Below are 3,213 nucleotides of genomic sequence, written 5' to 3'. Positions count from 1 at the left end.
TTGATTTTGCACTGAACCAATGTCTGCTCTGATTTGATCAAGATTTGTTATAGCAGTTTCTGCTATATCCATCACTGCCATAGCGCCTTTAAGTGTAGTTACACCTGCTGTTTCATCTTTTACACCAAGAGTATTTCCAACTGAAGTTTTCAAGGTTGCAAATTGAGATAAATTAGAACCACTAGAAAAACCTGAGCCTGCAGATACATTATAAACCGCTGAGAGTTGAGAAGCTGCAGAAACAGCTATCACATTAGCAAAACCTGTGGAATAATTTTTACCACTACCTACAGAATAACCTGAACCTGACGAAAATCCACTACCGGCACTACTCATATAAGCAGAAACGGAAGAATAACCCCCTAAAATATTACCTTTATCAACTGAGTTAAACCCCATAGCATCAGCAACATTGGCATCAATTTGACCTTTTGATTCTCTTAGAGAAACAGAAGCTTGTGAAATGAAACTACTTGCACCAAATCCAGTAGCAGTTAATCCTGTTCCACTGATTAAAATATCTTTACCATCATTTTTTACCAAAGATAAGCGACCGTAATTTTCTTTCATATTTGGATTGATAAAAGCACCCTTGCCTATATCACCTTCAATTTTAATCCCTCTACCCTCTCTTGAAGTGAGCAAAAGTTTACCATTTTCATCTATAGAGGCTTCTACTCCTGTAGTATCTTTTACAGAGTTGATTGCAGAAACTAAAGCACCATTGCTATCGCCATCTTTATATTCTATCTGGCCGATTTTTACCCCATTAATAGTAAAATCTTCAGAAGTAGTACCTTCTCTAACTGCACCCATACCTCGAGTCTCTACTGTAAAGGTAGCCCTAACACCCGTTTTATCGGCATTTTTATTGATCTCTTCAGCTAAAGCCCCAAGTCCTGTTCCAACCGAAGTTGAAATCACAACTTTTTGAAATTTAAAATCATCTATACCGTTATAGTTTTTCAAAGTAAATTGCACTTCACCACTTTCAGAAATCCTTCCTCCAGTTTCAAAGCGTGTTAAACCTATCTTAGAAGATTGGGTTGGGCCTATGGTAGCTTTAATAGTTTGATTTGAACTTGCACCGATTTGAAATTCTTGATTGATAAAATTACCACTTAAAAGTTGTTTACCATTAAATGAAGTAGTATTAGCAATATTATCAAGTTCTTCCATCAAGCGGTTAATATCTGCTTGAAGCATAGTTCTTGTTTTTAAGCTTTGTCCATCTTGAGCTGCTTGAGTTGCTTTAGTCTTGATTGTATCTAAGATCTTAAGTTGCTCATCCATAGCCTTATCTGCAGTTTGTAAGATGCCTATAGCATCGTTACCATTGTTTATGGCTTGGCCTAAAGTGGCTGCTTGTGAACGCAAAGAGTCTGCTATCGCCATCCCTGAAGCATCATCTGCGGCTGAGTTGATTCTAAGACCTGAACTAAGTCTGCTTAAAGACTTATCAAGCTCGTTAGAATTAACAACTGAATTTGCGTGCGCATTTAATGCGCCGATGTTGGTGTTTATCCTAAAACCCATTTTAAATCCTTTCAAAATATTGCATCGAAAAGATTAAAAGCAAAAAGTGTTCCAAGTTTTAATTAATTAAAAATTTAAAGCTTATAAATAAAAAAGCCTAGTATTTAAACTAGGCTTGGATTTGTATATATTGCAGCAATTCTTATAAAAATTACTTAACTTGCTATTGAAGCAATCTTAAAACATTTTGTTGTGTTGAATTTGCTTGCGCCATAGCATAAGAACCACTCTGAGCTAATATATTTGCTTTAGAGTAGTTTGCACTCTCACTAGCAAAGTCTACATCTCTGATTTGAGATTCTGCTGATTTAACATTTACTTGAGTTACAGTGATGTTGTTTATAGTTGATGTGATTTGATTTTGCACTGAACCAATGTCTGCTCTGATTTGATCAAGATTTGTTATAGCAGTTTCTGCTATATCCATCACTGCCATAGCGCCTTTAAGTGTAGTTACACCTGCTGTTTCATCTTTTACACCAAGAGTATTTCCAACTGAAGTTTTCAAGGTTGCAAATTGAGATAAATTAGAACCACTAGAAAAACCTGAGCCTGCAGATACATTATAAACCGCTGAGAGTTGAGAAGCTGCAGAAACAGCTATCACATTAGCAAAACCTGTGGAATAATTTTTACCACTACCTACAGAATAACCTGAACCTGACGAAAATCCACTACCGGCACTACTCATATAAGCAGAAACGGAAGAATAACCCCCTAAAATATTACCTTTATCAACTGAGTTAAACCCCATAGCATCAGCAACATTGGCATCAATTTGACCTTTTGATTCTCTTAGAGAAACAGAAGCTTGTGAAATGAAACTACTTGCACCAAATCCAGTAGCAGTTAATCCTGTTCCACTGATTAAAATATCTTTACCATCATTTTTTACCAAAGATAAGCGACCGTAATTTTCTTTCATATTTGGATTGATAAAAGCACCCTTGCCTATATCACCTTCAATTTTAATCCCTCTACCCTCTCTTGAAGTGAGCAAAAGTTTACCATTTTCATCTATAGAGGCTTCTACTCCTGTAGTATCTTTTACAGAGTTGATTGCAGAAACTAAAGCACCATTGCTATCGCCATCTTTATATTCTATCTGGCCGATTTTTACCCCATTAATAGTAAAATCTTCAGAAGTAGTACCTTCTCTAACTGCACCCATACCTCGAGTCTCTACTGTAAAGGTAGCCCTAACACCCGTTTTATCGGCATTTTTATTGATCTCTTCAGCTAAAGCCCCAAGTCCTGTTCCAACCGAAGTTGAAATCACAACTTTTTGAAATTTAAAATCATCTATACCGTTATAGTTTTTCAAAGTAAATTGCACTTCACCACTTTCAGAAATCCTTCCTCCAGTTTCAAAGCGTGTTAAACCTATCTTAGAAGATTGGGTTGGGCCTATGGTAGCTTTAATAGTTTGATTTGAACTTGCACCGATTTGAAATTCTTGATTGATAAAATTACCACTTAAAAGTTGTTTACCATTAAATGAAGTAGTATTAGCAATATTATCAAGTTCTTCCATCAAGCGGTTAATATCTGCTTGAAGCATAGTTCTTGTTTTTAAGCTTTGTCCATCTTGAGCTGCTTGAGTTGCTTTAGTCTTGATTGTATCTAAGATCTTAAGTTGCTCATCCATAGCCTTATCTGCAGTTTGTAAGATGCCTA

Annotated in this window: 2 protein-coding genes; both read right to left on the bottom strand. The window is 36.0% G+C overall.

Annotated features, from left to right (window positions below):
* The coding region (locus tag AJ930_RS06360; protein WP_070275013.1) for a flagellin A at positions 1 to 1,536 on the bottom strand (1,536 nt) is incomplete at its 3' end.
* A gap of 163 nt (positions 1,537 to 1,699) precedes the next feature.
* Positions 1,700 to 3,213 (bottom strand): flagellin (locus tag AJ930_RS06355; protein ID WP_070275012.1); only part of this gene is annotated, 1,514 nt, incomplete at its 5' end.

The organism is Campylobacter sp. BCW_6871 (assembly GCF_001762325.1).
GTDB classification, from domain to species: domain Bacteria; phylum Campylobacterota; class Campylobacteria; order Campylobacterales; family Campylobacteraceae; genus Campylobacter_D; species Campylobacter_D jejuni.
Note: the sequence above shows the minus strand (reverse complement) of the source record. Positions and strands in the feature narration are given on the sequence as shown.